The 6,843-nt window shown below is 74.2% G+C and carries 5 protein-coding genes; all 5 read right to left on the bottom strand.

The features are described from left to right. Positions 1-845: phytoene/squalene synthase family protein (locus tag B9S61_RS10435; protein WP_103542009.1), on the bottom strand; the 845-nt coding region annotated here is incomplete at its 3' end. After that, entirely contained in the window at positions 832-2,403 is a 1,572-nt protein-coding gene (gene crtI / locus B9S61_RS10430; RefSeq protein ID WP_103542008.1) for a phytoene desaturase family protein, read from the bottom strand. The genes B9S61_RS10435 and crtI, both read right to left, overlap by 14 nt. Then, the gene (locus B9S61_RS10425) at positions 2,400-3,551 is read right to left on the bottom strand and encodes a polyprenyl synthetase family protein (RefSeq protein ID WP_103542007.1); all 1,152 of its coding nucleotides are present in this window, start codon (positions 3,549-3,551) and stop codon (positions 2,400-2,402) included. The genes crtI and B9S61_RS10425 overlap by 4 nt, the downstream gene beginning before the upstream one ends. 180 nt (positions 3,552-3,731) lie before the next feature. Next, positions 3,732-5,105, bottom strand: a complete 1,374-nt coding sequence (locus B9S61_RS10420) for a deoxyribodipyrimidine photo-lyase (protein ID WP_103542006.1) — start codon at positions 5,103-5,105, stop codon at positions 3,732-3,734. Positions 5,106-5,227: 122 nt separating this feature from the next. Beyond that, complete coding sequence (locus B9S61_RS10415; protein WP_103542010.1) at positions 5,228-6,799, bottom strand: SDR family oxidoreductase; 1,572 nt, start codon at positions 6,797-6,799, stop codon at positions 5,228-5,230. Positions 6,800-6,843 lie beyond the last annotated feature (44 nt).

Below are 6,843 nucleotides of genomic sequence, written 5' to 3'. Positions count from 1 at the left end.
TGCAGCACGGTGTAGTCCCGCTCCGCGATCGCGTCGAGGATGCCGCCGTACAGGGTGAACGCGGTGCGGATACAGGGACGCACCCGCGGATCGAGCATGGCGATGCCCGGCTCCGCCGTCCGGTACACGTCCCGCGTCAGGGCTTCCGCCGCGACCAGGGCCGCGCGGATCCGCGGGTCGTGGCGTCCGGTGCGACGGCTCCACTCCAGGAGCGGCCGGTCCACGCCGTGGGCGGCGAGCAGGTCCCCCGGCAGGTAGACGCGGCCGCGGTCGAGGTCCTCGCCCACGTCCCGCAGGAAGTTGGTGAGCTGGAACGCCACTCCGAGGGCCGCCGCGTGCGGTGCCGCCTCCTCGCGGGGCACGACCGTGCCCAGTACCGGGAGCATCTGCAGACCGATCACCGCGGCCGAGCCGTGCACATAGCGCTGGAGGTCGGCGTAGGTCGGGTAGTCCGTGACCGTCAGGTCGGCCCGCATCGAGGCCAGGAAGTCGGCGAAGAGCGCGTGCTCGATGTCGTACCGGCCGGCGGTGTCGGCCACGGCCCGGACCACGGGCTCGTTCCCGTCACCGGCCCGCAGCCCGTCCGCGAGGTCGCTCTCGAGACGGCGGAGCAGCCGGTCGCGGTCCCCCGGGGTCCGGTGCCGGTCGAGGTCGTCCACGATGTCGTCGGCCCAGCGGGCGAAGCCGTACAGGGCGTGCACGGCCGAGCGGCGCTCCAGCGGCAGCAGCCGGGTGGCCAGGAAGTAGGTCTTGCCGTGACGGGCGTTGAGGCGGCGGCACCGGGTGTAGGCGGCGCGCAGCGCGGTACCGGTGATTCCGGCCGCGTCCAGTTCACGACGGGTCATGCGTACCTGCCGGGGTGGGTGGAGTGGGTGTGGGAACGGCCGCCCTGAGGGCAGGCGCGCGTACGCCGTGACGACCGGCGCCGCCGGTGACGCGGGCGGCGGCGAGCTTGCCGCTGATGAGGACCGTCGGTACGCCGACGCCCGGAGTGGTGCCGCAGCCCGCCAGGACCACGTTCTCCACCCCGCGCACGAGGTTGCGCGGCCGGAAGGGCCCGGTCTGGGCGAACGTGTGGGAGACCGAGAAGGGGCTGCCCGCCGCGTGGCCCTGTGCCGTCCAGTCGAGCGGGGTCACCAGGAGTTCCTCGCGCACACTCGCCGAGAACCCCTCCAGGCCCCGGCGTTCCAGTTCGGCGACCAGGCGGTCCCGGTAGCGCGGACCGAGGTCCCGCCAGGCCTCGGCGTCCGGGCCGACCGTCGTGTTCGGGCAGGGGGCGAGGACGTAGTGCAGGTGGCCGCCGGGCGGTGCCAGGCCGGGGTCGTGCGCGGTCGGACGGGTGATCAGCAGCGACGGGTCGCTCATCAGCTCGCCCGAGCGGGTCAGCTCGTCGAAGGTGCGCTCCCACGCACCGCCGAAGGACAGTGTGTGGTGCGCCAGTCGGGGCCAGGTACGGTCGGTGCCGGCGTGCAGGACCACCGCGGACGGCGCGTGCCGGAGCGGTGCCGGGCGCCGGGGCCGGCGTCCCAGCAGCCGGTAGGCGTCGGGCAGTTCGCAGGTGAGTACCACCGCGTCGCACGGGATCCGCTCGCCGGAGGACAGCCGCACGGCCCGTACCCGGCCCGCCGACCGCTCGAGGCCGCTGACCTCGGACGTCCAGCGCAGGTCGGCGCCGGCCTCCGCCGCCGCGTCGGCCATCGCCCGGGGGAGCGCGTGCATGCCTCCCTCGGGGAACCAGACGCCGGCCACGGTGTCCATGTACGCGATCACGGCGTAGGCCGCGAGCGCCCGGGCCGGGGCCACACCGGCGTACAGCGACTGGAAGGAGAAGACACGGCGCAGACGCTCGTCGGAGAGGAACCGGCCGACGCGGGCGTCCAGCCGCCCGAACCCGCCCAGCGCAGCGAGCCGGGCCAGATCCGGGTGCAGCAGCTGGAAGGGGGAGTCGAAGTTGGTGTCGATGAAGCGGCGCATCTGCGCCCGGTAGAGACGCTCCAGCCACTGCCGCAGGTCGCGGTACCCGGCCGCCTCCGCCGGTCCGGCGAAGCGTCGCACCTCCGCCTCCATCGCCTCGCCGTCGGTGTGCACGTCGAGCGAGGTCCCGTCCGCGAAGCACGCCCGGTAGGCCGGATGCAGGGGGGTCAGCCCGACGCGGCGGTGAAGGCTGTCACCGACCGCCGCGAACGCCTCGTCGGCCAGGTGCGGCATCGTCAGCACTGTCGGGCCGGTGTCCACCTGGTAGCCGCCCAGCCGCAGGCGACCGGCCCGGCCGCCCGGCCCGGCGTCCCGTTCGACGAGCGTGACCCTGCGGCCCGCACCCAGCAGGTGCAGCGCACAGGCCAGTCCGGACAGACCGGCACCCACCACGACGACGTGGTCGGTGCGTCCCGGCACCCTTCTCACGCGACCTCCCCGGCACGGCGCGGAACCGCGCCCGACGCGCGTTCGACCAGCGCGGCGAACTCCTGCCGCACGGCGGGGCGGGCGCCCGTACGCTCGAAGTGGCCGAGGCTCATGGCCGTCAGCTCCCCGATCTTCGCCTCCACCACCTCCCTGGCGCCGGTGCGTTCCATGGCCGCCCGCATCCGTTCGACGGCGCGCTCCGACCGGGTGTCCGCGTCCGGGGCGAGCGCGGCGGCGGCGTGGTGGTCCCCGGCGGTGTCCGCGAGCCGGAGAGCGATGGCCAGGAGGTAGGTGAGCTTGCGCGACCGCAGGTCGTCGCCGGCCGGTTTGCCGGTCAGGGCCGGGTCGCCGAAGGCGCCGAGGAGGTCGTCGCGGAGCTGGAAGGCCAGACCGGCGCACCGTCCGGCCGCCCGCAGCGCGTCGAGGGTACGGTCACCGGCTCCGGCCAGTGCCCCGCCCAGGGCCAGCGGCCGGGCGACGGTGTACAGGGCGCTCTTCAGGGTGGCGATGTCCAGCGCCTCGTCGACGCCTGACGAACGGGCGGCCTGGGCGTGCAGGTCGCGGTACTGTCCGGCGACCATCTCGCTGCGCATCGCCCGCCACTCCTCGTGCAGACGCCGGCCGTGCGGGGTCTCCAGCGCGGTCTCCGTCATCAGGTCGTCCGCCCAGGCGAGGGCCAGATCACCGGCGAGCACCGCGGAGGACGTGCCGAACGTCTCCGCGGAACCGTGCATGCCCGCGGCCCAGTGGGCGCGCGCCAGTTCGACGTGCAGGGCCGGGCCGCCCCGGCGGGTCGGTGATCCGTCCATCACGTCGTCGTGGACGAGGGCGCACGCCTGGAGCAGTTCGAGGGCCGCGCCCGTACGCAGCACCGCGGAGGCGTCGCCCGAGCCGCCCGCGGCCCGCCAGCCGCAGAGCGCGAAGGCCGTGCGCAGCCGCTTGCCGCCCCGCGCGACCAGCGCGCCCACCCGGTCGGCCAGGTCCCGGGCGAACACCGGATCGACGGCACGGGACTGACGCAGTCGCGTCTCGAGCATCCGCTCCAGGACGGTGTCGGCGCCGTCGGCGCCGCCGGCCGCTTCGGACGGGGTGAGGGGGTCGTCGACGAGTCCGGCCGGTGCGGCAGCCGTCGGCGGCAGTCCAAGCATGCACAACCCCTTCTCACTTTTCGGATATCCGCATACCAGTGCTTCCGCCGAGTGCCCCGGTACGGATGCGCTGATTCCTACCCGGTACGGCGCCGGTCCGGGACAGTCTCACCTCAGCGGCCCATCGATGCCCGGTTCCTGGCGGTGTGTCACCCCGTCGGCGCACGGACGGAAACCTCCTCAGTCGCGGCCCCGGGCATGCCGGAAGCGTGCGAGCCCGTCGGCGAGGCCGATGAGCGGGGCGGGGTAGCCGAGCCCTTCACGCCGGTCCTCCGGCAGCCTCCAGGGCTCGTGCACCGCCCTGCCGTCCATGTCCCCGAGCTCGGGGACCCAACGGCGCACGTAGGCGCCGTCCGGGTCGAACCGCTTCGCCTGGACGAGGGGATTGAGCACGCGGTGGGGACGGGTGTCGGTGCCGGTGCCGGCGACCCACTGCCAGTTGAGCTGGTTGTTGACGATGTCGCCGTCCACGAGCAGGTCCAGGAAGTGCCGGGCGCCGATCCGCCAGTCCACGTACAGCGTCTTGGTCAGGAAGCTCGCCGTCAGCAGCCGTGCCCGGTTGTGCATCCAGCCCTCGTGACGCAGCTGGCGCATGGCCGCGTCGACGACCGGATAGCCCGTACGGCCCTCCCGCCACGCGGCGATGTCGCCGGCGGCGTCCTCCTCGCCCCGCCAGTGGTCGTGGCGCGTGCGGTAGTCCCTCACCGACGCCTCGGGCCGGGCCGCCAGCACCTGGTGGTGGAAGTCCCGCCAGCACAGCTGACGCACGAACGCGTCCGCGCCGGGCCCGCCGCGCTCACGGGCCCGGTGCACGAGCTCCACCGGTGACAGGGCCCCGAAGTGGAGATACGGCGACAGCCGCGAGGTCGCGTCACCGGCCAGGTCGTCGTGCCCGTCCGCGTACCGGGACAGCCCGGCCCGCGACCATCGCGCGAACCGGTCACGCCCGGCCGTCTCCCCGCCGGCCGGCAGACCGGGCGAGGTGCCGGACACCTCCGCGCGCTCGGGCACCGGCCGGCCGCGTACTCCCTCGGGAACGGGAACGGACCGCGGCGCGGAGAGGGGCTGCCTCGGCCGCTCCCGGTCCCAGCGGCGGAAGTACGGGGTGAACACGGCGAAGTGGTCGGAACCGGAGGGTGTCACCGTCCCGGGGGCGACGACGGTGGTCACCGCCTCGTGCACGCGCAGCGCCACGCCGCTCTCGCCGAGCCGTCCGCGCAGCCGTTCCTCGCGGTGGTGGGCGTAGGAGGTGACGCCGGCCGCCATGTGCACCTCGGCGGCCCCGCACTCGGCGGCCACCGCGCCGACCTCCCGGGCGACCGGTCCGGTACGGACGACGAGCCGGCCGCCGCGGCGGCGCAGCGAGGTGTCGAGGTCCCGCAGACAGTCGGCGAGGAAGGCCCGCCGGTTGGGGGCGTCGAAGCCGGCCGCCCGGATCCCGGAGTCCAGGACGAACAGCGGTACCACCTCGTCCGCCGCCTTCAGTGCGGCGCGCAGCGGTGGATGGTCGTGCAGGCGCAGGTCCGAGGTGAACAGGACGACCGCGACGGTCATGGTGTCCCTCCTGGTGCGGTGGTGCGGTGGTGCGGTGGTGCGGTGGTGCGGTGGTGCGGTCACGTGGGGCGGTGCGGTCACGCGGGGCGGTGCGGTCACGCGGGTGGTGCGTGAACGGGGATCTACTGCCTGGCGCTCCGGTGGCCGCGGGGGCGGCGGACGCGCTCGGCACGCCGGCCGTCCGCGCGGGCGGTCAGGCCCTTGGTGGCCGCCTGGGTGATGTTGCGGGCCATGCCGCCGAAGACGACGGCGTGGAAGGGCGAGACGGACCACCAGTAGGCGTGGCCGAACAGTCCCCGCGGGTGGAACAGGGCGCGCTGCCGGTAGCGGGTCCGGCCCTCGGCGTCCGTCTCGACCCGCATCTCCAGCCACGCCAGCCCCGGCAGCCGCATCTCCGCCCGCAGCCGCAGCAGGCGTACCGGCTCGATCTCCTCGACGCGCCAGAAGTCCAGCGAGTCGCCGACCCGCAGGCGTTCCGCGTCGCGTCGTCCGCGGCGCAGACCGACACCCCCGACGAACCGGTCCAGCCAGCCGCGAACCGCCCAGGCGAGGGGAAAGGAGTACCAGCCGTTGTCGCCGCCGATTCCCTCGATCACCTTCCACAGCGCCTGCGGGGACGCGTCGACGGGAAGCTCTCTCTCGTCCTGGTAGAGGCTGCCGCCGGCCCAGTCGGGGTCGGTGGGGAGAGGATCGCTGGGTGCTCCCGGGAAGGACGCGGACGACCAGCGCGTGGCGACCTGCGCTTCCCGCACCCTCCGCAGGGCCATGGCCAGGGCCTCGTCGAACGGCATGGGGTGTCCCGGCGGGTCCGGGACGTACCGGGCGATGTCGTGTTCGTGGCAGACGACCTCATGGCGCAGGGACTCCGTCAGGGGCCGGGCGATGGAGGCCGGGACCGGGGTCACCAGTCCGACCCAGTGACTGGACAGCCGGGGAGTGAGCACCGGCACCGGCACGATGACGCGCCGCCGGAGGCCGGCCACGGCGGCGAAGCGGGCCATCATCTCCCGGTAGGTGAGGACGTCCGGTCCGCCGATGTCGAAGGCCCGGTCGACGTCGTCCGGCATGCCCGCGGAGCCGACCAGGTAGCGCAGCACGTCGCGGACCCCGACGGGCTGCGTGCGGGTGTGCACCCAACTGGGGGTCACCATGACCGGCAGTCGCTCGGTCAGATAGCGCAGCATCTCGAAGGAGGCCGACCCCGAACCGATGACGACCGCCGCCCGCAGTACGGTCGCGGGCACCGGCGCGTCCAGGAAGACGCGGCCGACCTCGGCGCGGGAGCGCAGATGCGGGGAGAGGGAACGCTCGGGAACGTCCCGCGGCGTGAGACCGCCCAGGTAGACGATCCTCCGGACGCCTGCCGCGTGCGCCTGCTCCGCGAAGATCCGCGCCGCACGGCGATCGGTGTCCTCGAAATCGGCACCGGAGCCGAGGGCGTGCACCAGGTAGTAGGCGACGTCGATCCCCCGCATGGCCCCGGCGACCGAACGCGCGTCGGTGACATCACCCTGTACGGTCTCGACGTCCGCCGCCCAGGGATGGTCGCGCAGTTTGCCGGGGGAGCGGACCAGACAACGGACCCGGTGACCGGCCTGAAGCAGCTCCGGCACCAGACGCCCGCCGATGTACCCGGACGCGCCGGTCACCAGACAGCGCGCCCCTTCCGCGTCCCGTCGTCCGCTCGTCCCCACGGTCTCTCCCTCCGGTTCGTACTGCGACACCCTTCCACTCCCGA

It is taken from the genome of Streptomyces sp. SM1 (genome assembly GCF_002910825.1).
Classification (GTDB): domain Bacteria; phylum Actinomycetota; class Actinomycetes; order Streptomycetales; family Streptomycetaceae; genus Streptomyces; species Streptomyces okerensis.
This window is presented reverse-complemented; position numbering and strand designations above follow the sequence as displayed.

What these genes read in the sequence shown, in the direction of transcription:
- B9S61_RS10425 (WP_103542007.1), bottom strand. Translation starts at nt 3,551, where the DNA reads ATGCTTGGACTGCCGCCGACGGCTGCCGCACCGGCCGGACTCGTCGAC.
- B9S61_RS10420 (WP_103542006.1), bottom strand. Translation starts at nt 5,105, where the DNA reads ATGACCGTCGCGGTCGTCCTGTTCACCTCGGACCTGCGCCTGCACGAC.